The sequence below is a fragment of the Rhodococcus sp. AH-ZY2 genome (assembly GCF_030916465.1).
Lineage (GTDB): Bacteria > Actinomycetota > Actinomycetes > Mycobacteriales > Mycobacteriaceae > Rhodococcus > Rhodococcus ruber.
The window spans coordinates 2,793,492-2,817,975 of the sequence record NZ_CP126458.1 but is presented as its reverse complement, the minus strand read 5'-3'; the positions used below and the strand labels follow the sequence as shown (position 1 = coordinate 2,817,975).

Annotated in this window: 23 protein-coding genes, 3 tRNA genes and 1 pseudogene; 20 read left to right on the top strand and 7 right to left on the bottom strand. The window is 70.5% G+C overall.

What is annotated here, in order from left to right:
- Positions 1-14 precede the first annotated feature (14 nt).
- Positions 15-1,025 (top strand): 3-isopropylmalate dehydrogenase, encoded by a 1,011-nt coding sequence (locus QNA09_RS13975; protein ID WP_010596565.1) that lies wholly within the window; start codon positions 15-17, stop codon positions 1,023-1,025.
- A gap of 45 nt (positions 1,026-1,070) precedes the next feature.
- Here QNA09_RS13975 and QNA09_RS13970 read toward each other — a convergent pair whose 3' ends face one another.
- Positions 1,071-2,243: an MFS transporter gene (locus QNA09_RS13970; protein WP_017680300.1), complete on the bottom strand. Its 1,173-nt coding sequence runs from the start codon at positions 2,241-2,243 to the stop codon at positions 1,071-1,073.
- Positions 2,244-2,350: 107 nt separating this feature from the next.
- Here QNA09_RS13970 and QNA09_RS13965 point away from each other — a divergent pair, with 107 nt between their 5' ends.
- The 5 genes from QNA09_RS13965 (at position 2,351) to QNA09_RS13945 (ending at position 5,205) form a co-directional block, all read left to right on the top strand.
- Positions 2,351-3,127, top strand: coding sequence for a fumarylacetoacetate hydrolase family protein (locus QNA09_RS13965; protein WP_017680301.1), 777 nt, complete (start codon positions 2,351-2,353; stop codon positions 3,125-3,127).
- A gap of 68 nt (positions 3,128-3,195) precedes the next feature.
- The gene (gene gltX, locus QNA09_RS13960) at positions 3,196-4,668 is read left to right on the top strand and encodes a glutamate--tRNA ligase (RefSeq protein ID WP_040275089.1); all 1,473 of its coding nucleotides are present in this window, start codon (positions 3,196-3,198) and stop codon (positions 4,666-4,668) included.
- Positions 4,669-4,830: 162 nt separating this feature from the next.
- Positions 4,831-4,902, top strand: a tRNA-Gln gene (locus QNA09_RS13955).
- A gap of 92 nt (positions 4,903-4,994) precedes the next feature.
- Positions 4,995-5,070 (top strand) — tRNA-Glu (locus tag QNA09_RS13950).
- Positions 5,071-5,129: 59 nt separating this feature from the next.
- A tRNA-Glu gene (locus QNA09_RS13945) sits at positions 5,130-5,205 on the top strand.
- 56 nt (positions 5,206-5,261) lie between these two features.
- On the opposite strand, the gene QNA09_RS13940 is transcribed toward QNA09_RS13945, so the two are convergent.
- The 3 genes from QNA09_RS13940 to QNA09_RS13930 are packed head-to-tail and all read right to left on the bottom strand — an operon-like array spanning position 5,262 to position 6,761.
- Positions 5,262-5,429: a DUF5302 domain-containing protein gene (locus tag QNA09_RS13940; RefSeq protein WP_010596559.1), complete on the bottom strand. Its 168-nt coding sequence runs from the start codon at positions 5,427-5,429 to the stop codon at positions 5,262-5,264.
- Between the two features lie 46 nt (positions 5,430-5,475).
- A complete protein-coding gene (locus QNA09_RS13935; RefSeq protein ID WP_010596558.1) occupies positions 5,476-6,018 on the bottom strand; it encodes a pyridoxamine 5'-phosphate oxidase family protein in 543 nt (180 codons plus the stop codon).
- Positions 6,019-6,059: 41 nt separating this feature from the next.
- On the bottom strand, positions 6,060-6,761 hold the full coding sequence (locus tag QNA09_RS13930) for an IclR family transcriptional regulator (protein WP_010596557.1): 702 nt from the start codon (positions 6,759-6,761) through the stop codon (positions 6,060-6,062).
- 129 nt (positions 6,762-6,890) lie between these two features.
- Here QNA09_RS13930 and leuC point away from each other — a divergent pair, with 129 nt between their 5' ends.
- The 3 genes from leuC (at position 6,891) to QNA09_RS13915 (ending at position 9,776) form a co-directional block, all read left to right on the top strand.
- Positions 6,891-8,309 (top strand): 3-isopropylmalate dehydratase large subunit, encoded by a 1,419-nt coding sequence (gene leuC, locus QNA09_RS13925; protein ID WP_010596556.1) that lies wholly within the window; start codon positions 6,891-6,893, stop codon positions 8,307-8,309.
- A gap of 26 nt (positions 8,310-8,335) precedes the next feature.
- Positions 8,336-8,932, top strand: a complete 597-nt coding sequence (gene leuD, locus QNA09_RS13920) for a 3-isopropylmalate dehydratase small subunit (RefSeq protein ID WP_017680306.1) — start codon at positions 8,336-8,338, stop codon at positions 8,930-8,932.
- A 169-nt stretch (positions 8,933-9,101) separates the two neighbouring features.
- A complete protein-coding gene (locus QNA09_RS13915; protein ID WP_165276447.1) occupies positions 9,102-9,776 on the top strand; it encodes an HU family DNA-binding protein in 675 nt (224 codons plus the stop codon).
- A gap of 132 nt (positions 9,777-9,908) precedes the next feature.
- On the opposite strand, the gene QNA09_RS13910 is transcribed toward QNA09_RS13915, so the two are convergent.
- The 3 genes from QNA09_RS13910 to cofC are packed head-to-tail and all read right to left on the bottom strand — an operon-like array spanning position 9,909 to position 13,848.
- Positions 9,909-10,847 carry an NUDIX hydrolase gene (locus QNA09_RS13910; protein WP_040275136.1) on the bottom strand — a complete coding sequence of 313 codons (939 nt, stop codon included), beginning with the start codon at positions 10,845-10,847 and terminating at the stop codon, positions 9,909-9,911.
- 8 nt (positions 10,848-10,855) lie between these two features.
- Positions 10,856-13,072 (bottom strand): RNA degradosome polyphosphate kinase, encoded by a 2,217-nt coding sequence (locus QNA09_RS13905; RefSeq protein WP_017680309.1) that lies wholly within the window; start codon positions 13,070-13,072, stop codon positions 10,856-10,858.
- A gap of 50 nt (positions 13,073-13,122) precedes the next feature.
- Positions 13,123-13,848, bottom strand: coding sequence for a 2-phospho-L-lactate guanylyltransferase (gene cofC, locus QNA09_RS13900; protein WP_119699861.1), 726 nt, complete (start codon positions 13,846-13,848; stop codon positions 13,123-13,125).
- A gap of 116 nt (positions 13,849-13,964) precedes the next feature.
- Between cofC and QNA09_RS13895 the strand changes: the two genes are divergently transcribed.
- The 11 genes and pseudogenes from QNA09_RS13895 to QNA09_RS13845 all read left to right on the top strand — a co-directional run bounded on the left by QNA09_RS13895 (position 13,965) and on the right by QNA09_RS13845 (position 24,481).
- Positions 13,965-14,963 carry an NAD(P)H-dependent glycerol-3-phosphate dehydrogenase gene (locus QNA09_RS13895; protein WP_010594222.1) on the top strand — a complete coding sequence of 333 codons (999 nt, stop codon included), beginning with the start codon at positions 13,965-13,967 and terminating at the stop codon, positions 14,961-14,963.
- A 4-nt stretch (positions 14,964-14,967) separates the two neighbouring features.
- A complete protein-coding gene (locus tag QNA09_RS13890; RefSeq protein ID WP_119699860.1) occupies positions 14,968-16,089 on the top strand; it encodes a cystathionine gamma-lyase in 1,122 nt (373 codons plus the stop codon).
- 49 nt (positions 16,090-16,138) lie between these two features.
- Positions 16,139-17,245: a D-alanine--D-alanine ligase family protein gene (locus QNA09_RS13885; protein WP_190242395.1), complete on the top strand. Its 1,107-nt coding sequence runs from the start codon at positions 16,139-16,141 to the stop codon at positions 17,243-17,245.
- A 30-nt stretch (positions 17,246-17,275) separates the two neighbouring features.
- Entirely contained in the window at positions 17,276-18,580 is a 1,305-nt protein-coding gene (locus QNA09_RS13880) for a glutamate-5-semialdehyde dehydrogenase (protein ID WP_010594225.1), read from the top strand.
- A gap of 66 nt (positions 18,581-18,646) precedes the next feature.
- Complete coding sequence (locus QNA09_RS13875; protein ID WP_003937011.1) at positions 18,647-19,528, top strand: MoxR family ATPase; 882 nt, start codon at positions 18,647-18,649, stop codon at positions 19,526-19,528.
- A 1-nt stretch (position 19,529) separates the two neighbouring features.
- Positions 19,530-20,981, top strand: coding sequence for a VWA domain-containing protein (locus tag QNA09_RS13870; RefSeq protein ID WP_017680311.1), 1,452 nt, complete (start codon positions 19,530-19,532; stop codon positions 20,979-20,981).
- Between the two features lie 19 nt (positions 20,982-21,000).
- Complete coding sequence (nadD, locus tag QNA09_RS13865) at positions 21,001-21,723, top strand: nicotinate-nucleotide adenylyltransferase (RefSeq protein WP_228287198.1); 723 nt, start codon at positions 21,001-21,003, stop codon at positions 21,721-21,723.
- Positions 21,720-22,109, top strand: a pseudogene (gene rsfS, locus QNA09_RS13860) (ribosome silencing factor); the annotation flags it as partial. The gene nadD and the pseudogene rsfS, both read left to right, overlap by 4 nt.
- A 134-nt stretch (positions 22,110-22,243) precedes the next feature.
- Positions 22,244-22,897 carry a histidine phosphatase family protein gene (locus tag QNA09_RS13855; RefSeq protein WP_010594229.1) on the top strand — a complete coding sequence of 218 codons (654 nt, stop codon included), beginning with the start codon at positions 22,244-22,246 and terminating at the stop codon, positions 22,895-22,897.
- The gene (octT, locus tag QNA09_RS13850) at positions 22,884-23,657 is read left to right on the top strand and encodes a diglucosylglycerate octanoyltransferase (RefSeq protein ID WP_026137649.1); all 774 of its coding nucleotides are present in this window, start codon (positions 22,884-22,886) and stop codon (positions 23,655-23,657) included. The genes QNA09_RS13855 and octT overlap by 14 nt, the downstream gene beginning before the upstream one ends.
- Positions 23,658-23,662: 5 nt before the next feature.
- Positions 23,663-24,481 carry a DegV family protein gene (locus QNA09_RS13845; protein ID WP_026137650.1) on the top strand — a complete coding sequence of 273 codons (819 nt, stop codon included), beginning with the start codon at positions 23,663-23,665 and terminating at the stop codon, positions 24,479-24,481.
- Positions 24,482-24,484 lie beyond the last annotated feature (3 nt).

Here is a 24,484-nt window from a genome sequence, read left to right as displayed (position 1 = left end):
AAGAGAGTGTGTCCATGAAGCTAGCGGTCATTCCCGGTGACGGCATCGGTGTCGAGGTCACGGCAGAGGCCCTCAAGGTGCTCGGGACGCTCGTCCCCGACCTCGAGACCACCGAGTACGACCTCGGCGCCCGGCGGTACAACGCCACCGGGGAACTGCTCCCGGACGCCGACCTGGCGGCGATCCGCGCGCACGATGCGATCCTGCTCGGCGCCATCGGCGACCCCTCCGTCACCCCGGGCGTGCTCGAGCGGGGTCTGCTGCTGAACATGCGGTTCGCGCTCGATCACCATGTCAATCTGCGGCCGTCGCGGTTGTACCCCGGGGCGAGGTCCCCGCTCGCGGCCCAGCCGGAGATCGACTTCGTCGTGGTGCGGGAGGGCACCGAGGGCCCCTACACCGGCAACGGCGGTGCCATCCGCGTCGGAACCCCCCACGAGATCGCCACCGAGGTCTCGATCAACACCTGGTTCGGAGCCGAACGCGTCGTGCGGTACGCCTTCGAGCTCGCGCAGAGCCGCCGCAAGCACCTCACCCTGATCCACAAGACCAACGTGCTCTCCAACGCCGGTGCCATCTGGACGCGTGCGGTCGAGACGGTGGGCGCGCAGTACCCGGACGTCGAGACGGCCTACTGCCACATCGACGCCGCCACCATCTACATGGTCGACGACCCGGGCCGGTTCGACGTGATCGTGACCGACAACCTGTTCGGCGACATCGTCACCGATCTCGCCGGTGCGGTCACCGGGGGCATCGGACTGGCGGCCAGCGGCAACATCGATGCCTCCGGCACCAACCCGTCGATGTTCGAGCCGGTCCACGGCAGCGCCCCGGACATCGCGGGCAAGGGTATCGCCGACCCGACCGCGGCGATCCTGTCGGTCGCCCTGCTGCTACGCCACCTCGGCCGGCCGGACGAGGCGGCCCGGGTCGAGCGTGCGGTCGAGGCGGACCTCGCCGCCCGCGGCGCGGGTCCGATCGTGACCACGGAGGTCGGCGACCGCATCGCGGCCGCCCTCTGACCCCGTCCCGGTGCGGCCTCCCGGCGTCCGGGAGGCCGCACCGGCTCATTTGCGGGGGACCAGGGGCACCGCGGCGGCCGGGATCAGCGCGGCGAGCGCGAACGCCGCGGGAAAGCCGGCCAGTGCGATGAGCCCGCCGAACGCGGGACCCACGCACGCCGCGGCGACGAACTGGCCGGTGTTCTGGATGCCCAGCGCGCGGCCACCCCAGAACGGTCCCGCGATCTCGGCGACCGCGGTGAAGGCCAGGCCGTTCGGGGCCACCGTCGTCACCGAGGCCACGATCAGGAGCGTGACGGCGACGGCCGAGTCGGTGAGCGAGGCGGCCGCGAGCGCGGCCATGGACAGCACCACCGAGAGCGCCACGAGCCGCAGCGGCCGCAGGCGGCTGCCGACCCGGTCGGACCACCCGCCGGCGGCGACGCGACCCAGCGCACCGAGGAACTGCGCGGCGGTGATGACCAGGCCCGCGGCGGACTCGGTCCAGCCGCGCTCGGAGATCAGCCACACCAGCGCATAGGTCCACACCACGTACTGCGGCACCACCAGCAGGACCGACGCCGCGTGGATCCGTTGCAGCGACCGCCCGGCGCGGTAGGGGTTGTCGAGCAGGCCGAGTTCGGCGGCCCGGGCGCGTTCCGGCCGCGGTGGATCGACGATGCCGATCGCGCACGCTACCGCGGCGACGGCACACACCGCGGCGGCGAAGGCCAGGGCCGAGCCGATTCCGTGGTCGCGCGCGAGCGGAGGAATGGCCAGTGCGGCGACGGCGACGCCGAGCGGCAGCGACATCTGCCGGATCCCCATGGCGAGACCGCGCTGCTGCGGTGGGAACCAGCCGACGACGACGCGGCCGCTCGCGGCGTTGGCACTCGCCGCGGCGGCGCCGCCGAGGGCCAGCATGAGCGCGAGCATCGGCGCTGTCCCGCTGGCGGCGGCCGCGGCCGCGGCCGCCGCGGCCAGTGCGAGTCCGACGGCCAGGACCCGCCGCTCGCCGTACCGATCGGCCAGGGCACCCCATGCGACGAGACTGAAGACGACTCCGAATAACGGTGCGGCGGAAAGTGTTCCGGCCTGTGCAAGCGTGAGGCCCCAGTCCTCGTGCAGCGTGGGGATGAGGAAGGCGGCGCCGTTGACGAGGACTGCCTGAGCCGCCTGCGCGAACACGCCGAGCGCCAGGATGACCCAGCGCCGCGCGCCGATGTCCCGAACCGTCATGTCATCTCACTATCTGAAACAAGAATCCCGTAGAGTGAACTTCTGTGTGGGAGCCTATACCTGGGCGACGTGGTCCGCAGGGCGGCGGCACGGATAGACTCCCCGGCATGCGCCTTGGTCGAATTGCCAGCCCGGACGGTGTCGCCTTCGTCAGCATCGAGGGGGAGGGGGACGCCGCGATCGCGAAGGAGATCGCCGAACATCCTTTCGGCACCCCGACCTTCACCGGCCGCAGCTGGCCGCTCGCCGACGTCAGGCTCCTGGCGCCGATCCTGGCGAGCAAGGTGGTCTGCGTCGGCCGCAACTACGCTGCCCACGCGGCCGAGTCCGGCAACGAGGTCCCCGACGAGCCGGTGATCTTCCTCAAGCCGAACACCTCCATCGTCGGCCCGGGGGCGCCGATCGTGCTCCCGCCGAGCAGCAACCTCGTCCACCACGAGGCCGAACTCGCCGTCGTCATCGGCCGCCCCTGCAAGGACGTTCCGGCCGCGAAGGCGCTCGACGTCGTCCTCGGCTACACGGTGGCCAACGACGTCTCGGCGCGTGACCATCAGCAGCAGGACGGACAGTGGACGCGGGCCAAGGGGCACGACACGTTCTGCCCCCTCGGGCCCTGGATCGAGACGAACATCGATCCCACGGATCTCGAGATCACCGCGCAGGTCGACGGACAGACGCGTCAGCGGAGCCGAACGTCGTTGATGGTGCACGACATTCCGAAGCTGATCGAGTGGGTCTCGGCGGTGATGACCCTGTTGCCGGGCGATGTGATCCTCACCGGCACCCCGGAGGGCGTCGGACCGCTCGTCGACGGCGACACCGTCTCGATCACCGTCGAGGGCATCGGCACGCTGACCAACCCGGTGACCGCCAAGCGCAGGTAGGCCGCGGCTTCGCGATCGGCCGGGACTAGCCTGGAGGGGTCTTTTCGATCCCTCGACCCGAGTGAGCCATGACCAACAGCGAAGTACGCGTTCGTTTCTGTCCGTCCCCGACCGGAACCCCGCACGTGGGCCTCGTGCGCACCGCCCTGTTCAACTGGGCTTTCGCCCGTCACCACGGCGGCACCTTCGTGTTCCGCATCGAGGACACCGACGCCGCCCGCGACACCGAGGAGTCGTACCGGGCCATCCTCGACGCGCTCCGGTGGCTCGGGCTCGACTGGGACGAGGGCCCCGAGGTGGGCGGCCCGTACGAGCCGTACCGGCAGTCGCAGCGGCGAGACCTGCACCTCGACGTCGTCGCCCGGCTGCTCGACGCGGGCGAGGCGTACGAGTCGTTCTCCACGCCGGAAGAGGTCGAGGCGCGCCACCGCGCTGCCGGCCGCGACCCGAAGCTCGGCTACGACAACTACGACCGTGACCTGACCGCCGAGCAGCGGCAGGCGTACCGCGAGGAGGGGCGCAAGCCCGTCGTGCGCCTGCGCATGCCCGATCACGACCTGACCTGGAACGATCTGGTCCGCGGTGAGACCACGTTCAAGGCCGGCACCGTGCCCGATTTCGCACTGACCCGCGGCAACGGCATCCCGCTCTACACCCTGGTCAACCCCGTGGACGATGCCCTCATGCGGATCACCCACGTGCTGCGGGGCGAAGACCTGCTCTCGTCGACGCCGCGCCAGCTCGCTCTCTACGAGGCGCTGCAGCGCATCGGCGTGACCGATTTCACGCCCGAGTTCGGTCACCTGCCGTTCGTGATGGGTCAGGGCAACAAGAAGCTCTCCAAGCGCGACCCCGAGTCCAACCTGTTCATCCACCGCGACCGCGGCTTCATCGCCGAGGGCCTGCTCAACTACCTCGCGCTCCTCGGCTGGGGGCTGGCCGACGACCGTGACGTCTTCTCGCTCGACGAGATGGTGGCCGCGTTCGACATCGCCAAGGTGAACTCGAATCCGGCGCGGTTCGACCAGAAGAAGGCCGACGCCATCAACGCCGAGCACATCCGCCTGCTCGAGCCGGGCGACTTCACGGCACGGCTGAAGTCGTTCCTCGTGGAGCACGGCCGTATCACCGCGGACGTCGACGACGCCCGGTTCGCGGAGGCGGCCGAGCTGGTCCAGACCCGCATCGTGGTGCTGTCGGACGCGTGGGACCTGCTGAAGTTCCTCTACGTCGACGAGGCCGACTTCGTCCTCGACGAGGCGGCCGCAGCCAAGAACCTCGGTCCCGACGCCGCGCCCGTGCTCGATTCGACGATCGCTGCGGCCGGTGGCGTGGCCGAGTGGAAGGCGGCGTCCCTCGAGGAGGCCCTCAAGGCCGCGCTGATCGACGAGCTCGGCCTCAAGCCTCGCAAGGCCTTCGCGCCGGTGCGCGTGGCCCTCACGGGCTCGCACATCAGTCCGCCGCTGTACGAGTCCATGGAACTGCTCGGCCGGGACGTCTCGCTGGCGCGTCTGCGTGCCGCCCGCGCCCGCATCGCCTGAGCCGGTCCGGGCCCGGCGGCGGGATCGCCCGTGGCCGGGCCGGGCCGGATTTACCCGGCCTGACCAGGCGATTTGTAATTGGGGGCACCGATGGTGCTAACCTTCTTCTCGGTTCGGAACGGAGGCCGCACCGCCGCGAGGCGGGTCTCCGGAACAAGCCATTGGGGTATGGTGTAATTGGCAACACAGCTGATTCTGGTTCAGCCATTCTAGGTTCGAGTCCTGGTACCCCAGCGTCTGCCCGGTGATTTTGTCACCGAGCCTCGGCCGGTTAAGCTGGCTGAGCCTCCGCCGCAAGGTGGGGGAGTACCGGAGAAGAAGTTCCTGGCCCCGTCGTCTAGCGGCCTAGGACGCCGCCCTCTCAAGGCGGTAGCGCGGGTTCAAATCCCGTCGGGGCTACCACGGAAGGCCCTTCGATCGCGAGTTCGAAGGGTGTTCTTCTCCGAGCAGTGAAAGTTCCTGGCCCCGTCGTCTAGCGGCCTAGGACGCCGCCCTCTCAAGGCGGTAGCGCGGGTTCAAATCCCGTCGGGGCTACCAAACGAAGGTCCCTGCCGATCCACGGATCGGCAGGGACCTTCGTCGTTCTGCGCTCGTCAACCACTCTTGCGCCGGAAATTGCGGCGGTGGTCGGCGCTGCCGTGCGGCGCCTGCGCCTTGGCCCTCCCGTCGAGATGGTCCGTGCCGCGGCGGGCGTGCTGATTCTTGCGTTCGAGGGCTGCGCGGAACTGCTCCGCGATCCGCTCCTCGTTCGGCTCGTGCATCGCTGTCTCCCTTCCCCACCCGGTACTCGGCCGGGCCATCGGGAATCTAACCCGGCAGCCCTGCGTCTGTCGCCCGGTTTTCCAGCGATTCGAACAGGTACGGCGCGGTGCTGCCGCCGATCGGCATGGCCGCCAGTCCCAGCTTGCGGTGATCCCAGGACCGGGTTCGTTCCGCGACGACGCGCACCGCGACACGCTTGTGCATCATCTGCTCGATCGCGGGACGCACGTCCTCGGTGTACGGGCCCGTGTAGCGCTCCCACACGCTCCGGCACACGCGGAACAGCACGTCCCGGTCCTCGACCACCTCGGCATGCCCCTCCAGGGAGACTCCGCGCAGCGTGTCGTACGTGTGGCCGTCCTCGACGAGCGCGCTGATCCGGTTGTCGCGCCGCAGATTGACCGCCTTCTGCGACTTCAGCTTCGTCTCGAACCACATCTCGCCGTCGAGCACGGCGTACCACATCGCGACGAGGTGGGGGAGGCCGCCGGGGCCGACGGTGGCCATCGTCGCGACGCGGCTGCGGCCGAGGAAGTCGCCGATCTCGGCGTCGGACATCGTGATCTGTGCGCGCTGGTGGGTTCCCATCCGTGCACTGTGGCACAGGAGCCGGCGGATGCGACAGCCTTCTAGAGCCGCTTGTGCAGGGCGTCGGCGGCCGCGAGCAGGTCCGCGGCCCACCGCGCTCCGGGCCGGCGGCCCATCCGGTCGACGGGTCCCGAGACGGAGATGGCGGCGACGACCGAACCGGAGGCATCGCGCACCGGTGCGGCCACCGAGGCGACGCCGGGTTCGCGTTCGGCGACGCTCTGCGCCCAGCCCCGGCGACGCACCTCGGCGAGCACCCGCTCGCCGAATGCGGCCTCCGGCAGGATCGCCCGCTGCGTCGCGGCGTCGGCCCAGGCGAGCAGGACCCGCGCGCCGGACCCGGCAGTCATCGGCAGTCTCGCACCCACGAGGACGGTGTCGCGCAGACCTGTCGGTGGTTCGAGTGCGGCGACGCATACCCGGTGCGTGCCCTCCCGCCGGTACAACTGCACGCTCTCCCCGGTGATCTCGCGCAGCCGCGGGAGAACGAGCGAGGCCGCATCGACGAGCGGGTCACCCGCGCCCGCGGACAGTTCGGCCAGGCCGGGGCCCGGTCGCCACTGGCCGTCGCCGTCGCGCGCGAGCAGCCGGTGCACTTCGAGCCCGACCGCGAGGCGGTGGGCAGTGGCGCGGGGTAGTCCGGTGCGAGCGCACAGTTCGGTGAGGTTGCACGGTTGCCGAGCCACCGCGTGGAGGACCGCCATGGCTTTGTCCAGCACTCCGATCCCGCTATGCTGTCTCATAGGTCGATACCTCCGTCTCGCATAATGGGAAGCATAGCCCACGCGGAAACCGGCGGGGACGACAGTATTCGCGGCCCGGGACAGCCCGGGAACGGGAACCGCGTTCGTCACGTACGACAGGTGGAGAAGATGGCTGGAAAGACTCTGGCGGAGAAGGTGTGGGACCAGCACGTGGTCGTGCGCGGTACGGGAGAGGGGGCGGCACGGCAGCCGGACCTGATCTACATCGATCTGCATCTCGTGCACGAGGTCACGAGCCCGCAGGCGTTCGACGGACTGCGGCTGGCGAATCGGCCCGTGCGGCGCCCGGACCTGACCATCGCGACCGAGGACCACAACGTGCCCACGGTCGACATCGACAAGCCCATCGCCGACCCCGTCTCGCGCACCCAGGTCGAGACGTTGCGCCGCAACTGTGAGGAGTTCGGCATCCGGCTGCATCCGATGGGGGACGTGGAGCAGGGCATCGTCCACGTCGTCGGACCACAGCTCGGACTGACGCAGCCGGGCACGACGGTGGTGTGCGGCGACAGTCATACCTCCACCCACGGCGCCTTCGGTGCCCTGGCGATGGGTATCGGCACCAGCGAGGTCGAGCATGTGCTGGCGACCCAGACGCTTTCGCTGCGCCCGTTCAAGACGATGGCGATCACCGTCGACGGCGAACTGCCCCCCGGCGTCTCGAGCAAGGACCTGATCCTCGCCGTCATCGCCGAGATCGGCACCGGCGGCGGCCAGGGCTACGTGCTCGAGTACCGCGGCGAGGCCATCCGGAAGCTGTCGATGGAAGCGCGGATGACCATCTGCAACATGTCCATCGAGGCGGGCGCCCGGGCCGGGATGATCGCACCGGACGAGATCACCTACGAGTTCCTGAAGGGCCGCCCGCACGCCCCGCAGGGCGCGGACTGGGACGCCGCGGTGGCGGCGTGGGAGCAGTTGAAGACCGACGAGGATGCGGTTTTCGACGCCGAGGTCCGCATCGACGGGTCGGCTCTGACGCCCTTCGTCACGTGGGGCACCAACCCGGGGCAGGGCGCGCCCCTCGGTGCGTCGGTGCCCGATCCGGCGGCGATGGCGGACGAGAGCGAGCGCCTCGCGGCCGAGAAGGCACTGCGGTACATGGGACTCGAACCCGGGACGCCGCTGCGGGAGGTGCCCGTCGACACCGTCTTCGTCGGGTCGTGCACCAACGGCCGGATCGAGGATCTGCGGGCCGTCGCCGACGTCCTGCAGGGCCGCACGGTCGCCGACGGTGTCCGCATGCTCGTCGTGCCCGGATCGATGCGCGTTCGTGCCCAAGCCGAAGCCGAAGGTCTCGGTGAGATATTCACGGCCGCAGGGGCGGAATGGCGTCAGGCCGGCTGCTCGATGTGCCTGGGCATGAATCCGGACCAGTTGGCACCGGGTGAGCGCTGCGCTTCGACCTCGAACCGGAACTTCGAAGGCCGCCAAGGCAAGGGCGGACGCACCCACCTCGTCTCGCCTCAGGTCGCGGCGGCGACTGCGGTGCGCGGCACTCTCTCCGCTCCGGCGGATCTGGACTAGGTCACGGAACCGAAGGAGAATTTTCGATGGAAGCCTTCACCACTCACAAGGGAATCGGCGTCCCGCTGCGCCGGTCGAACGTCGACACCGATCAGATCATCCCTGCGGTGTACCTGAAGCGAGTCACTCGAACCGGATTCGAGGACGGGCTGTTCGCCGCGTGGCGCACGGATCCGTCCTTCGTGCTGAACACCCCGCCGTTCGACCGGGGCAGCGTCCTGGTGGCCGGCCCGGACTTCGGCACCGGGTCCTCGCGCGAGCACGCCGTGTGGGCGCTGTCCGACTACGGTTTCCGCGTCGTCATCTCGTCCCGCTTCGCCGACATCTTCCGGGGCAACGCCGGCAAGGCCGGATTGCTGGCCGCGCAGGTCGAACAACCGGACGTCGAATTGCTCTGGAAGCTCATCGAACAGCAGCCGGGGCTGGAGCTCGAGGTCGATCTCGGCGCTCGTACCGTGACCGCCGGAACCACCGTGGTGCCGTTCAGCATTGACGACTACACCCGGTGGCGGCTGTTGGAGGGTCTCGACGACATCGGACTCACGTTGCGCCAGGTAGAGGCGATTTCCGAGTACGAAAACGCAAGGCCTTCTTGGAAACCACGAACCCTTCCGGCGCCCTGATCGAGCCCTCGAATCGAGCCTCGGCGGGCCGGATCCGACTGCACGTCCGGATCCGGCCCGCCGGCAATTTGCATGAGAATTGGCGTGGCACATAGACTCTTGCCCGTTTGCGGGTCTACCGTGGACTCGAGTCGGTCTGACGGTGGACCGTAATGTGCGGAGGAATGCAATGAACAAGGCAGAGCTGATCGATGTTCTGACCGAGAAACTCGGTTCGGACAGGCGCACAGCAACGGCGGCCGTGGAGCACATGGTCGACGCGATCGTGCGTGCAGTGCACTCGGGCAAGAGCGTCACCATCACCGGATTCGGTGTCTTCGAGCAGCGCCGCCGCGCAGCCCGGGTCGCGCGCAACCCGCGTACGGGTGAGACCGTGAAGGTCAAGCCGACGTCGGTGCCGGCGTTCCGCCCCGGCGCTCAGTTCAAGGCGGTCATCGCCGGTTCGCAGAAGCTCCCCGCGACCGGTCCGGCCGTCAAGCGCGGCGCGGCTGCGGCGGCCAAGAAGACCGCGGCGGCGAAGAAGACCGCCGCCAAGAAGACCGCGGCGGCGAAGAAGACCGCCGCCAAGGCCGCTCCGGCGAAGAAGACCACGGCGGCCAAGGCTCCGGCCAAGACCACCGCGGCGAAGAAGACCACCGCGGCCAAGAAGACCACGGCGGCCAAGGCTCCGGCCAAGACCACCGCGGCCAAGAAGACCACCGCGGCCAAGAAGACCACGGCGGCCAAGGCTCCGGCCAAGACCACCGCGGCCAAGAAGACCACCGCGGCCAAGAAGACCACCGCGGCGAAGAAGACCACGGCGGCCAAGAAGGCACCGGCCCGCAAGGCCGCCGCCAAGAAGTAGCAGTTCCGGCACGGCGCGGGTCCGGAAGACCGTCGCCGAGAAGGGGCGCCGCCGAGAGCGGCGCTACCGCCCGGGTCCCGTCCGTTCGGCGGCCATCGGGGGAGATCTCCCCCGATGGCCGCCGACGTGCGTTCAGGCGGCGCCGGGGGGCAGTGGGCTGTCGATGTGGTCCACTGCGACGAGCCGGTCGCCGGCCAGCGACAGGACCCAGGTGCTGCCCTTCCGGTTACGCGTGTTCGGCGCGACCACCCCGTCGTGCTCGGCCCACCATCGCACGAGGTCCGGAATCACCTTGCCCTGGCTGCAGATCACCGGCACGCCACCGCGCTGGGCGAGCTCGAGTGCCCGCTTGCGTCCGAGTTGCGGATCGGCGCCGTATTCCTCCTCCGTCAGGGAGGGCTCGACGGCGACCTCGACCCCGAGCCGGTCCGCGAGCGGTTGCACCGTCTGCACACAGCGCGCCCGGTCCGCGGCGACCACGCTGTCGGCGCCGAACGCGAGCAGTTGAGGCACGAGGGCCTGGGCCTGGGCGCGGCCCGCCGCGTCGAGGGGCCGGTCCCGATCGTCGCCGCGGTGGTTCTTGCGGCTGCCGGCCTTCGCGTGCCGCACGATCAGCACCGTCGCCGTGTCCGACGGCAGGGCCTGGAAGCGCCGCAGCACCGTGTGGTCCATCGGGTACGACAGGGCCGCGTAGGCGTCGTCGGGTGCGAGCCAGCGCAGTTCGTCGACCTCGTCGTTCGGGACGAACCGGCCGCTGCATGCCGCGGCGGCCCAGTAGTCCACTCGCTTGAGCTTCCGGTGACCCGGAACCGGGTAGGTGACCTTGCCGAGAGACCGGCCGAGGCGCGCGGAAATCCCGGTCTCCTCCTCGATCTCGCGTACGGCGGCGACGACGGGAGTCTCGCCGGGATCGAGCTTGCCCTTGGGGAAGGACCAGTCGTCGTAGCGCGGCCGGTGCACGACGGCGATCTCGATACGGTTCCGGGCGGTCGGGTTCCTTCGCCACAGGACGGCCCCGGCGGCGAAGATGTTGGCTCGCATTGCGTTGTCGGAAACGGGGGACACCGACATCCTTCCGATCAGGAGCTGCGGCTGCGCATGAGCTCTTCTTGGTGGTCGCGGGCGGCGGTTCCCGGTGCCGGCGACGCGAGCCAGGTGCCGTCGGCCCGCAACGTCCAGCACCGGGTCGCCGGATCGAGCGCCGACTCGAAGATCGAGTCGAGTTGCGCAGCCAGCCGGGGATCCTTCACCTGGGCCATCACCTCCACCCGGCGGTCGAGGTTGCGATGCATCATGTCTGCGCTGCCGATCCAGATCTCGTCGGCCGCCCGGAAATGCAGGACGCGCGAATGCTCCAGGAATCTTCCGAGAATGGATCGCACCGTGATGTTCTCACTGAGCCCCGGCACTCCGGGCTTGAGCGCGCAGATGCCGCGCACGACGATCTCGACCGGTACCCCGGCGCGGGAGGCACGGTACAGCGCGTCGATGACCTGTTCGTCGACGAGCGCATTGGCCTTCAGGCGGATCCCGGCGTCGCGTCCGGCCTGGTGGTGCTCGATCTCGGTGTCGATCCGTTCGATGATGCCCGACCGCACGCCGTGCGGGGCGACGAGCAGGTTGCGGTACTTCGCCTTCCGCGAGTACCCGGTGAGAGTGTTGAACAGGTCGGTCAGGTCCGCGCCGATCTCCGGTGCCGCGGTGAGCAGACCGACATCCTCGTACAGACGCGCAGTCTTCGGGTTGTAGTTGCCGGTGCCGATGTGGCAGTAGCGGCGGATGAGCGAGCCCTCGCGGCGGACCACGAGGCACGTCTTGCAGTGGGTCTTGAGACCCACCAGGCCGTACACCACGTGCACGCCGGCCTGCTCCAGCTTGCGGGCCCACTTGATGTTCGCCTGTTCGTCGAAGCGTGCCTTGATCTCCACCAGCGCCACCACCTGCTTGCCGGCCTCCGCCGCGGCGATCAACGCGTTGACGATGGGGGAGTCGCCCGAGGTGCGGTAGAGGGTCTGCTTGATGGCGAGCACCTGGCTGTCGGCTGCGGCCTGCTCGATGAACCGCTGCACGCTGGTGGAGAAGGAATCGTAGGGGTGGTGCACCAGCACGTCGCCCTCGCGCAGCGTCGAGAACACGCTCTTGGGGGTCTCGCGCTCGCCGAAAGCGGGGTGGGTGGCCGGCACGAACGGCCGGTCCTTCAGATCGGGCCGGTCGACGTCGTGCACCTGCCACAGACTCGACAGGTCCAGCAGTCCCGGCAGCTGCACCACGTCGGCGGGATCGACGTCCAACTCGCGCAGCAACAGTTCGAGCATGTGCTCGGTCATGTCGTCGGCGACCTCGAGGCGCACCGGGGAACCGAAACGGCGACGGGCGAGTTCCCGCTCGAGTGCCTGCAGGAGGTCCTCGTCGCGGTCCTCCTCGACCTCGAAGTCGGCGTTGCGGGTGACCCGGAAGGCGTGGTGCTCGACGATCTCCATCCCCGGGAACAGCACGTCGAGGTGTGCCGCGATGAGTTCCTCGAGCGGAAGGAATGCGTCGATCTCGTCCGGTGAGCCGTCCCGCCGGACCCGCACGAAGCGATCGACGTTGTCGGGCACCTTGACCCGAGCGAAGTGCTCGCCGGCGGACTGGCGATCCTTCACGGTGACAGCGAGGTTGAGGCTCAGCCCGCTGATGTACGGGAACGGGTGCGCCGGATCGACCGCGAGCGGGGTCAGAACCGGGAACACCTGCTCGGCGAAGTGAGCGGTCAGGCGCTGCTTCTCGTCGTCCGCCAGATCGTCCCACCGGATGATCGAAATGCCTTCGGCAGTCAGAGCGGGCAGGACCGAGTCGAGGAAGACGAGGGCGTGGCGGCGCGCGATCTCCTGGGTGCTGCGCGCGATGAGCGCGAGTTGCGCTCGTGGCGACAGCCCGTCGGCGGAGCGGACCGACAAGCCGGTCTCGGCGCGACGCTTGAGGCCGGCGACGCGCACCATGTAGAACTCGTCGAGATTCGAAGCGAAGATGGCGAGGAACTTGGCGCGTTCGAGCAGCGGCAGCGACGTGTCCTCGGCCAGCGCGAGCACCCGCGCGTTGAAGTCGAGCCAGCTCAGTTCGCGGTTGAGGTAGCGGTCCGGGGGCAGACCGTCGGCGACGGCCTGCAGCGTCGTGGCGGCGGGCGGGGCGCTCGGCGCCGAGGCCGAACGGGTAGCGGTCGCACCGTCGAGGCCGCCTCCTCCGTCGCCGGATGCCCCGGCGAACCCGGGAGGGTCGGTGTCGATGCGCTGGTCCGTGGAATCGCCGTGTTTCACACGTCGATCATCCCTCAGTTTCGGAACGGCGGACAATCCGTCGGCGTCCGTCACCCGAAGTCGGGATGACGAACAGGCATCGGCCATCCGATCCGTCCGAGCGCCGACGCCGTCGCGGGCCCGACGCCCTGCACCGTCGCGGCCTCGAGGTCGGCGACGGTGTCGACGTCGAGCCGCAGCCCGGGCCAGTCCCCGGGTAGGGGGCGGGCGCCCGCCCGCACGTGACGGTGCGCCGAATCGGGACCGAACAGCGGGACGAGGGGTCCGGGCGTGCAGTGCAGCAGCGCCGAGGTGCCGGTGCCGGTGTGGTCCACGACGACCGCCCGGCCGGCCTCGCGTGCCGCGGACAGCGCCGCGGACAACTCGGCGGGCCGCAGCGCCGGCAGGTCCGCGTGCAGCGCGATCAGATCCACGCCCGGCTCGCGGGAGCGCACCCGGTGGGCGGCGGCGGCGAGCGCTGCGTTCAGTGGATCGACGGAGGCGGGATCGACGGAGGCGGGATCGACGGGGGCGGGATCGACGGATGCGCCGGCCGTGCCGGCGGCCGGGGGATCGGCGAGTGTGTGCGCGCCCGCGCCGAGGGCGAGCGCGGCGACGTCGGCGTCGGTGGTGATGACGGTGACGGCGAGCCCCTCGACCGCCAGCGCCGCGTGCAGGGTGTCGGCGAGCATCGCGAGCACCAGGGCGGCTCGGTCGCCGGGGTCGAGGACGTGCGCGAGCCGCGACTTCGCCAGGCCGAGGGCCTTGACGGGAATCAGCGCGTGCGCGGTGGTCATGGTCGTCGATTCTGCCAGTCGGCGGCGACGGCGGTCGCGGGCGCGGGCGGTGGGCGATACTGGAGCAGCCGCGGCGCTGGTCTGCGGACGGGATCGGACACGAGTAAGGGGACTGCGTGAGCAAGGCTGCGGTGTTGGGAGCGGGGTCGTGGGGGACGGCCTTCGCCAAGGTGCTGGCGGAGGCCGGAACGGACGTGACGATCTGGGCGCGGCGTGCGGAGGTGGCCGAGGCCATCGCCACCCGGCACGAGAACCCGGACTACCTGCCCGGCGTCGAACTGCCCGCCACGGTGCGCGCCACCGCGGATCATCGCGTCGCTCTCGACGGAGTGGACTTCCTCGTCCTCGCGGTGCCGTCGCAGACGTTGCGCGCGAATCTCGGGGCGTGGCGCGACGACATCGGTCCCGACGCGACCCTGTTGAGCCTGGCGAAGGGCATCGAGAGCGGCACCCTCATGCGGATGAGCCAGGTGATCGCTCAGGTGACCGGCGCCGAGCACGACCGCATCGCGGTGCTGTCCGGACCGAATCTCGCCCGTGAGATCGCCGATCGGCAGCCCGCCGCCACGGTGATCGCATGCTCCGACTCCACTCGCGCTCTCGAGATTCAAAGAGCATGTGCCACTGGTTATTTCAGGCCGTATACGAATACGGACGTGATCGGCTGCGAGATCGGTGGCGCGTGCAAGAACGTCATCGCCCTCGCGTGCGGCATGGCGGCCGGGGTCGGACTCGGTGACAACACCGTCGCCTCCATCATCACTCGCGGCCTGGCCGAGATCACGCGGCTGGGAACTGCCCTCGGCGCCAAGCCGGCCACGCTGGCCGGACTCGCCGGCGTGGGCGACCTCGTGGCCACGTGCACCTCGCCCCTGTCGCGCAACCGGTCGTTCGGCGAGCGGCTGGGACGGGGAGGGACACTCGAGAGTGCGCAGGAGGCCACCCACGGCCAGGTGGCCGAGGGGGTCAAGTCGTGCACCTCCGTCCGGGCGCTGGCGGCCAGTTACGACGTGGAGATGCCGCTCACCGACGCCGTGCACCGCGTCTGCTACGAGGGCATGTCGGTGCCCGAGGCGATCGGACTGCTCCTCGGCCGTCGAGTCAAGCCGGAGTGAGGGCGTGCCGGGGGACTCGACGCGTTGCGTGAAAGCTGTTGCCGCCGAACATGCGCCGGGGGAGCCGCTGCAACCCGGCCCGGTTCTCGCGGCCCCCTACCAGCTCGGGGCGGAGGGCACCGAAACCGACACCTACGCCCGCGCCTCCCATCCGGGCTGGCGGGCCCTCGAATCCGCGCTGGCCGCGCTCGAGGGCGCGGCGGCAGCCCGGGTCGTCGGATCCGGAATGTCGGCGGTCACCGTCGCGCTGCGGTCGCTGAGCCGGGGCGGCGGCACCGTCGTCGTCCCCGCCGACGGGTACTACCAGGTGCGGGCCTACGCGCGCGAATGCCTCGAACCCCTCGGCATCACGGTTCACGAACTCACCTGCGCCCAGTTCGGCGACGGAGGTCTGCGCGCGGTCCTCGCCGGTGCCGGTGCGGGCGCGCTCGTGCTCGCCGAGACCCCGTCCAACCCGGGACTGGACGTCGTCGACCTGCGCGCCACCGCGGCACTGTGCCGGACCGCAGGCGCCCTGCTCGTGGTGGACAACACCACCGCCACCCCGCTGGGGCAGCAGCCACTCGCGCTGGGCGCGGACGTCGTCGTCGCCAGCGGCACGAAATCGCTCAGCGGGCACAGCGATCTGCTGATGGGGTACCTCGCCGTGGCCGACGGCGCACTCGTGCCACCCCTCGACCGCGAGCGCCTGCTCTCCGGCACCGTCCTCGGTCCGTTCGAGACGTGGCTGGCACACCGAAGCCTGGGCACCGCCGGGTTGCGCTTCGACCGGCAGTGCGCCAACGCGCTCGCCGTGGCCACGATGCTGCGTGAGCATCCCGCGGTCGGTGGCGTCCGATACCCCGGTCTGGACGACGATCCCGCGCACCCCGTCGCCGCGGCGCAGATGCGCCGGTTCGGGCCGCTGGTGACGTTCCGGCTCGACGACGAGCAGCAGTTCCACCGGTTCGTCGCGGTGAGCGAGCTCGTCACCGCCGCGACCAGTTTCGGGGGCATCCACACCACCGCGGACCGGCGTGCCCGCTGGGGTGATCCCGTACCGCCCGGCTTCGTGCGGTTGTCCTGCGGGATCGAGGACACCGCCGACCTGCTCGACGATCTCGACCGTGCGCTCGCCCGGCGCTGAGCAGGACTCGGATACCGGCCGGGCGGGCGGCACCGGTACGGTTTGTGCCGTGAGCACACCCCGAATCCGGGTGGCCGTCGTCTTCGGTGGCCGCAGCAACGAGCACTCCGTCTCCTGCGTTTCGGCAGGCAGCATCCTGCGCCACCTCGACCCGCAACGCTACGAGGCCGTCCCGATCGGTATCACCACCGACGGCGCCTGGGTGCTCGCCGACTCGGACCCGGAACGGCTCGCCAAGGCGGGCCGCGAACTGCCGACCGTCGACGCGGACGGTTCGGCGCTGGTGCTCACCGCCGATCCCACCCGGGCCGGTGACATCGTCGCCCTCGCCGAGGGCGAGTTCGGCAAGGTCCTCGCCTCCGTCGACGTCGTGTTCCCCGTGCTGCACGGCGCCTATGGCGAGGACGGCACCATCCAGGGGCTGCTCGAACTCGCCGGCGTCCCGTACGTGGGACCGGGCGTCCTCGCCAGCGCCGCCGGGATGGACAAGGAGTTCACCAAGAAGTTGCTGGCCGCGGAGGGTCTGCCCGTCGGATTCCAGGTCGTGCTGCGGCCCGGCACCGCGACCGTCACCGAGCAGCAGAAGCAGCGTCTCGGCCTCCCCGTGTTCGTCAAGCCCGCCCGCGGCGGATCCTCCATCGGGATCAGCCGTGTCGCCGACTGGGTGGCGCTCGATGCGGCGATCGACAAGGCTCGCCGGCACGACCCGAAGGTGATCGTCGAATCCGCGATCGTCGGCCGCGAGGTCGAATGCGGTGTACTGGAGTTCCCCGACGGCGACGTGCGCGCCAGCGTCGTCGCCGAGATCCGGATGCCCGACCCGTCCGGCGATCACGAGGCGTTCTACGACTTCGACACCAAGTACCTCGACGACGTGTGCGAGTTCGACGTGCCCGCCAAGCTCGACGACGACGTCTCCGACCGGATCCGGGACCTCGCGGTCCGCGCCTTCCGCGCCCTCGACTGCCAGGGCCTGTCCCGGGTCGACTTCTTCGTCACGGAGGACGGGCCGGTGATCAACGAGATCAACACCATGCCCGGGTTCACGTCGATCTCGATGTACCCGCGCATGTGGGAGGCCAGCGGCCTCGAGTACCGCACGTTGCTCTCCACCCTGGTCGACACCGCCCTGGCCCGGGGGACCGGGCTGCGCTGAGCCGTCCGGACGCGGACTAGTCTGGAGGCCATGACTGCCGTGACCCCTGACTCATCTGCGACCGTTTCCGGGGACGTCCGGGCGACCGGCGCCGGGGACACCCGCGAGGCCGTGCACGCCGCGGCCCGTCGCGCCCGCGTCGCCTCCCGCCGGCTCGCCCTGCTCACCACCGCGCAGAAGGACGCCGCCCTGCACGCCGCGGCGGACGCCGTGCTCGCCGCGTCCGACGCGGTGCTCGCTGCCAACGCCGAGGACATCGAGACCGCCCGCGCGGCAGGCACCGAGGAATCCCTCCTCGACCGGCTCCGTCTCACCCAGGCCCGGGTCGAGGGCATTGCGGCGGGGTTGCGCCAGGTCGCGGGGCTGCCCGACCCGATCGGCGAGGTCGTCCGCGGCTCGACCCTGCCCAACGGCCTCGAGATCCGGCAGATGCGGGTGCCGCTCGGCGTCGTCGGGATGGTGTACGAGGCCCGGCCGAACGTGACCGTCGACGCCTTCGGGCTGGCCCTCAAGTCCGGCAACGCGGCCCTGCTGCGCGGGTCGTCGTCCGCCGCCCGTTCCAACGCGGCGCTCGTCGAGGCCCTGCGCGGCGCCCTCGCCACGCAGGAACTGCCGGAGGACGCCGTGCAACTGCTGCCGAGCGCGGACCGATCCTCGGTCACGCACCTCATCCAGGCCCGCGGACTCGTCGACGTCGTCATCCCTCGTGGCGGCGCCGGCCTGATCTCCGCCGTCGTCCGCGACGCCACCGTGCCCACCATCGAGACGGGCGTGGGCAACTGCCACGTGTACGTGCATGCGTCGGCCGATCCGGAGATGGCCGAGAAGATCGTGGTCAACGCCAAGACCCGCCGGCCCAGCGTGTGCAACACCGCCGAGACGATCCTGGTGGACAAGGCCGTCGCCGACGACGTCGTGCCCCGGCTGCTGCAGGTACTGCGCAGCCACGGCGTCACCGTGCACGGCGACCTGCCCGGCCTCGAACCGGCCACCGAATCGGACTGGGCCGACGAGTACCTGAGCCTCGACGTCGCGCTCGCCGTCGTCGACGACCTGGACGCGGCCGTCGCGCACATCGACCGGTACGGCACCGGGCACACCGAGGCCATCGTCACCTCCGACCTCGCCGCGGCCCGTGAGTTCTCCGCGCGGGTCGATGCCGCAGCCGTCATGGTCAACGCTTCGACGGCGTTCACCGACGGCGAGCAGTTCGGGTTCGGCGCCGAGATCGGCATCTCCACCCAGAAGCTGCACGCCCGCGGCCCGATGGGACTGCCGGAACTCACCTCCACCAAGTGGGTGGTCTGGGGCGACGGCCACACCCGGCCGGCCTGAGGTCGGCCCGACGGCGTCGACGAGACCCCGCACCCCGACCGGCCTGCCCCGACGAAAGGACACAGCGTGGACCGTGCGCTGCCGACCACCCCGCCGATCTTCGCCGACGTCGACGAGGTGATCGACCGCCTCGCCGAGACGGGATACCTCGCCGACAAGGCCACCGCCACCGCGGTGTTCCTCGCCGATCGCCTCGGCAAGCCGCTGCTCATCGAAGGCCCCGCCGGGGTGGGCAAGACCGAGCTGGCCCGGGCGGTGGCGCAGACCTCCGGCGCCGAGCTGGTGCGGCTGCAGTGCTACGAGGGGGTCGACGAGTCGCGGGCGCTCTACGAGTGGAACCACGCCAAGCAGATCCTGCGGATCCAGGCCGGTACCGACCACTCCTGGGACGCGACCAAGCAGGATGTGTTCTCCGAGGAATTCCTTCTGCCGCGCCCGCTGCTGACGGCCATCCGCCGGGAGGACCCGACGGTGCTGCTCGTCGACGAGGTCGACAAGGCCGACGTGGAGATCGAGGGTCTGCTGCTCGAGGTGCTCAGCGACTTCGCGGTCACCGTGCCCGAACTCGGCACCATCAGCGCCACCCGCAAGCCCTTTACCGTGCTCACCTCGAACGCGACCCGCGAGTTGTCCGAGGCCCTCAAGCGACGCTGCCTGTTCCTGCATCTCGACTTTCCCGATGCCGACCTCGAGCGCCGCATCCTGGCGAGCCGGGTTCCGGAGCTGCCGGAGGCGGTCGCCGAGCAGCTCGTCCGCACGGTCCGGGTGCTGCGCGGCATGCAGCTCAAGAAGCTGCCGTCGGTGGCGGAGACGATCGACTGGGGCCGCACACTGCTCGCCCTGGGCCTGGACACCCTCGACGACGCGGCGGTCCGGGCCACGCTCGGCGTGATCCTCAAACACCAGTCCGATCAGCTGCGGGCCGCGGCCGAGCTGCGGTTGAACTGACATGGCCGGGGCACGCCCGCCGCTGCGGGACCACGGGCCGTCGGCGCCGCACGGGCTGCCCGGCCACCTCGTCGGGTTCGTCGAGGCGCTGCGCCGCCGCGGCATCCCCGTAGGACCGTCGGAGACCGTCGACGCCGGCCGGGTCATCTCGGTGCTCGACCTGCTCGACCGCGACGCCCTGCGCGAGGGGCTGGCGTGCGCTCTGCTGCGCCGGCCCACCCATCGGCCGACCTTCGACGCCCTGTTCGACCTGTGGTTCCCGGCAGCGGTGGGACGCCGCGAGGCCGGCGGGATCGATCCGACGCTGCCACGCACCCCGGACGGCGAGATCGATTTCGAGGCGCTGCGGGACCTGATCGCCGAGATGCTCGCCGACGACTCCGCCGAGGCGTTCGAGCTCGTCGAGTTGCTGACCGCGCAGATCGTCGAGGAACTGGGCCAGTACACCTCGGGTGACAAGTCGTCGTTCTCGGCGTACCAGGCCCTGCGCCAGGTCTCGCCCGAGACACTGGTGTCGAAGATCCTCGAGGGACTGCTCGGCAATGCCGGTCCCGAGGAGCGGGCTCAGGACACCGAGTACGCCACCGAGGTGGCCCGCCGCACGGCAGCGCGCCGGGTGGCGGACTTCCGGGCGATGGTCGAACGCGAGACGCGGCGCCGCACCGCCGAACAGGTCGGACGCGACCGCGTCGCCACGTACGGGGTGCCCAGACTGGCCGAGGAGGTCGACTTCCTGCGAGCCACCGACGCCGAGCTCACCGCGCTGCGCCGCAGCGTCACCCCGCTGGCGCGGCTGCTCGCGAGCCGGCTCGCCGCGCGCCGGCGACGGGCCCGCGCGGGGGCGATCGACCTGCGCCGGACCCTGCGCAAGTCGATGTCCACCGGCGGAGTGCCCATCGACCTCGTCAATCGCAAGCCACGCCCCGCCCGTCCGGAGCTCGTGGTGCTGTGCGACGTCTCCGGATCGGTCGCCGGCTTCTCCCACTTCACGCTGCTGCTCGTGCACGCCTTGCGCGAGCAGTTCTCCCGCGTCCGGGTGTTCGCGTTCATCGACAGCACCGACGAGGTCACTCACCACTTCTCCGCCGGCGCGGATCTCGGGGTCGCCATGTCGCGGATGCTGCGTGAGGCCGAGCTGATCGCCTACGACGGCCACTCCGACTACGGTCACGCGCTCGGCGTGTTCACCGAGCGGTACGCGCACAGCCTCACCAGCCGCAGCTCACTGCTCGTGCTCGGCGACGCACGGACCAACTATCGCGATCCCAACCTCGCCGCGCTCGAACACCTGGTGGCCGTTGCCCGGCACGCCCACTGGCTCAATCCGGAACCACGCGGCCAATGGGGAGCCGGAGATTCGGCGGCCGAGGTGTACCGCGAGGTGATCACGATGCACGAGTGCCGGTCCGCACAGCAGCTCGCGCAGGTGGTGGCGGCCCTGCTGCCGGTGTGAACCCGTAAGCTGGACCATCGTGCACGAGCCATCCGTCCCGAATTCCCCGCCGCGCCGGCGCGTCGGTGTCATGGGCGGAACCTTCGACCCCATCCACCACGGGCATCTCGTCGCAGCCAGCGAAGTAGCCGACCGGTACGATCTCGACGAGGTCGTGTTCGTGCCCACCGGACATCCCTGGCAGAAGTCGGGACACGATGTCAGCACGGCAGAGGACCGCTATCTGATGACGGTCATCGCGACCGCCTCGAATCCGCAGTTCTCCGTCAGCCGGGTCGACATCGAACGCGAGAAGGCCACCTACACCGTGGACACACTGCGCGACCTGCGTGCCCTGATGCCCGACGCCCAGTTGTACTTCATCACCGGCGCCGACGCGATGGCATCGATCCTGTCGTGGCAGGACTGGGCCGAGCTGTTCGAGCTGGCCCGGTTCGTGGGGGTGTCGCGTCCGGGCTACGACCTGCACGTCGAGCACCTCGCCGAGCATCTCGCGAAGCTGCCGTCCGACACCGTCGGTCTCGTCGAGATACCTGCGCTGGCCATCTCGTCGACCGACTGCCGGACGCGGGTGCGTGAGCACAGACCCATCTGGTACCTGGTGCCCGACGGGGTGGTGCAGTACATCAGCAAGCGCAACCTGTATCGGCCCGCGAACTCGCGGCGCCCCGACGGCACGACGACCGTGTCTCATCCCCACCCCGAGTCCTGTCCCCACCCCGAGAGGAAGACCCCGCAGTGACGGCAACTGCAGAAGCCATCGAGATGGCACGCATCGCGGCCCGCGCGGCCGACGAGAAACTGGCCACCGACGTGGTGGTGCTCGACGTGTCCGAGCAACTGGTCATCACCGACTGCTTCGTGATCGCGTCCGCGGCCAACGAGCGCCAGGTCAACGCGATCGTCGACAACGTCGAGGAGAAACTGCGGCTCGCCGGGCACAAGCCCGTGCGGCGCGAAGGCACCCGCGAGGGTCGTTGGACGCTGCTGGACTACGTCGACGTGGTGGTGCACATCCAGCACGACGACGAACGCAACTTCTACGCACTCGACCGGTTGTGGAAGGACTGCCCGGTGATCACCGTCGACGGCATCGGCGCGCCCGCGCCGGCGGGTGACACCGGCGCGCCCGCGCCGTCGGGTGACACCGGCGCGCCCGCGCCGGCGGGTGACACCGGCGCGCCCGCGCCGACCGGTGACACCGGCGCCGGTGCAGCGGCAGGCGGCACCACTCCCGTCCCGGACGACGCACCGGGGGACCGGTGACCCACGCGGTACCGGTCCGGCGGCTGATCCTGGTACGCCACGGCCAGACCGAATACAACGCCACCAGTCGCATGCAGGGGCAGCTCGACACCGAGCTGTCCGCGCTGGGGCGGCGGCAGGCCGTGGCCGCGGCCAGGGTCCTCGTCGAGCACAGTCCCGTGGCCATCGTCTCGTCCGATCTGCGGCGCGCCTACGACACCGCCGTCGAACTCGGTGACCAGGCCGGGCTGCCGGTGGAAATCGATCCGAGGCTGCGCGAGACCCATCTCGGCCGGTGGCAGGGCCTGACCCATCACGACGTGGACGCGGTGTCCCCGGGGGCCCGCGCGGCGTGGCGGGCCGACGCCACCTGGGCACCCCCCGAGGGTGAGAGCCGGGTCGACGTGGCGCGGCGCAGCGCCCCGGTGATCCAGGAACTGCTCGACAAGCACGAGCAGTGGGTGCATCGGCCGATCATCGTCGTCGCGCACGGCGGACTGATCGCGGCACTCACGGCCGCCCTGCTCGATCTTCCGGTCGACCGGTGGCCGGTCCTCGGCGGACTCGGCAACACCGGCTGGGTCCAGCTCAGCGGATACGGTGACCGGCCCGCGTGGCGCCTCGACGTGTGGAACGCGACGGCGACGGTGGCGGCCGATGACGTCCTCTGAGCCACGGCCGACGGCCGGTCCGCGCCGGCCGACGCTGCTGGTGATCGGGGACTCCCTCAGCTACTACGGCCCGAAGGGCGGGCTCCCGGCGGACCATCCGCGAATCTGGCCGAACATCGTGGCGCGCGAACTCGACTGGGACGTGGAGCTCGTCGCACGGATCGGGTGGACGACCCGCGACGCGTGGTGGGCCATGACCCAGGATCCGCGCGTGTGGGCGACGATCCCGCGGGCCGGTGCCGTCGTGCTGGCCGTCGGGGGCATGGACACCCTGCCGTCCCCGCTGCCGACGGCGCTGCGCGAAACACTGCGTTACGTACGCCCACCGCGGTTACGCCGCGTCGTACGGGAGACCTACGGGTGGCTGCAGCCCCGGCTGTCCCCGCTCGGCTGGCCGGTGGCCCTGCCGCCGCGGGTCAGTGTGGACTACCTCGAGACCATCCGCGAGTCGCTGGCGTACATGCGGCCGGACCTTCCGGTGATCGCCACGCTGCCGTCGGTACACCGCAGCGCGCAGTACCGCGCGGTGCACCGCGGTCGTCCCGCCGCAGCCCGGGCCATCAACCGGTGGGCGTCCGAGAAGTCGGTTCCGCTGGTCGATCTCGGCGAGGCCGTGCACGCGGACATCCACTCCGGGGACGCGAATCCGGACGGCATCCACTGGGGTTGGAACGGGCACAGCGAAGTTGCCGCCGCGGTGGCCGAGGCGGTACGGATGGTGCACCGGGATGCGCGCGTCGCCGCGGAGAACATACGGTAGGCGGCGTGTCTGTAGTAGTGGTGACCGATTCGTCGTGCTGTCTCGACCCGGAACTGGTGGAGCGCTACGACATCCGTGTCGTGCCGCTGCACGTGATCGCGGACGGTGTCGAGTTGCGCGAGGGCGTGGACGACCTGCCCGCCGACCTCTCCGGCGTCACGACCTCCGGTCCCTCCCCGGCGGAACTGACGGAAGCGTACGCCGAGGCGCTGTCCGACAGCGGCGGCGACGGGGTGGTGGCCGTGCACCTGTCCCGTGAACTGTCGGGTACCTGGTCGGCTGCCCGCTATGCCGCCGATGCCCTCGGCGACCGGGTGCAACTGGTCGACAGTCGAACCACCGCAATGGGTCTGGGATTCGCTGCTCTGGCGGCGGCGGAAGCCGCCCGGTCCGGTGCGGATGTGCGGGCGGTGTACGAACGGGCGGTGGAGGTCGCCGCCCACAGCCGGACACTGCTGGTGGTCGACCGGCTCGACCACCTGCGCCGCGGCGGCCGCATCGGTACCGCCACAGCGCTGCTCGGCACCGCTCTGGCGATGAAACCCGTGCTGCACCTCGTCGACGGCCGGCTGGTGCTGCGGGAGAAGACCCGCACCATGACCAAGGCGATGACGAAACTCGTCGACGGCGTCGTCGACACCGCGGAGCCGGTGACCGCGGTGGCCGTGCACCACCGCGAGGCCCCCGAACGCGCCGAGCGGCTCGCCGCGGAACTCGCCGGCCGGCTGCCCGCCGGGACGCCGCTGTCGGTGTCGGAACTCGACGCGGTCCTCGGCGCCCACGTCGGTCCCGGCGCCGTCGGGGTGGTCGTCTCCCGAGCGTAGGAG